The organism is Pseudoflavonifractor sp. 60 (genome assembly GCF_009911645.1).
GTDB lineage: Bacteria > Bacillota > Clostridia > Oscillospirales > Oscillospiraceae > Lawsonibacter.
This window is the reverse complement of sequence record NZ_QWKI01000060.1, coordinates 1-887: the sequence shown is the minus strand read 5'-3', so window position 1 is coordinate 887 and position 887 is coordinate 1. Positions and strand designations below refer to the sequence as shown.

2 pseudogenes are annotated in these 887 nt (G+C 52.6%); both read left to right on the top strand.

The features are described 5' to 3' along the window. Nucleotides 1–362, top strand: a pseudogene (locus tag D1646_RS07795) (replication initiator protein A); the annotation flags it as partial. A 62-nt stretch (nucleotides 363–424) separates the two neighbouring features. Further along, nucleotides 425–887: pseudogene (locus D1646_RS07790) on the top strand (ATP-binding protein); the annotation flags it as partial.

Here is an 887-nt window from a genome sequence, read left to right as displayed (position 1 = left end):
AAAGCGACCCTCATAAGGACGGAAAACCGACCTTTGCGTTGGACGGAAAACCGACCCCTAACCAACTTACTATAAACCAACTAAAAGAGAACCAACGAAAAGGAGTGAGTGGGGAGCAGCCCGCACCCTTTGGCAGATATAAAAACCTTTTCCTCTCCGAATCCGAGTATGCGGAGCTGAAAGGGGAATACCCGGACAGGCTGGAACGGTTCATTGAGGAATTAAGCGAGTACATAGCCGCCTACGGGAAAGTGTACGCCAACCATGCCGCCGCTGTCCGTATGTGGGCAAAACGTGACAGGAAAGGCACAGGAAAGAAAGGAATCCCCGATTATTCCTACAAAGAGGGCGAGAGCCTTTGACCGCATAGACACAACGCCCCGTAAACAGGGCGTAAAAGACCATGAACAAGGAGGACGATTTTATGAGTGATTACGATAACGCCATTTTCCGGCTTGCCACGGCACAGGAAGCAGAGCCGGAGGACTACACCGGGGAGGACGGGCTTTTATATTACGGGAGCTGCCGCCAGCCCAAAGAAGCCTACTTCCCGGAGGGCAAGACCTTTTTCGGGCGTGACCGACACCCCAAAGAATGTGACTGCCAGAGAAAACGCCGGGAAACGCTGGAAGCCAGCCACCGGGAATACAAGCACCGGGAGGAAGTGGAACGGCTGAAAAGAATCGGCTTTACCGACCCGGCTATGAGAGAATGGACGTTTGAGAACGACAATGGCAAATGCCCCCAAATGCACAAAGCCCATGCCTATGTGGAGTGTTGGGAGGAAATGAAAACCACAAATATCGGCTACCTGTTATGGGGCATGGCAGGCACAGGGAAAAGCTATTTTGCCGGGTGTATCGCCAACGCCCTCATGGAGAAAGAGA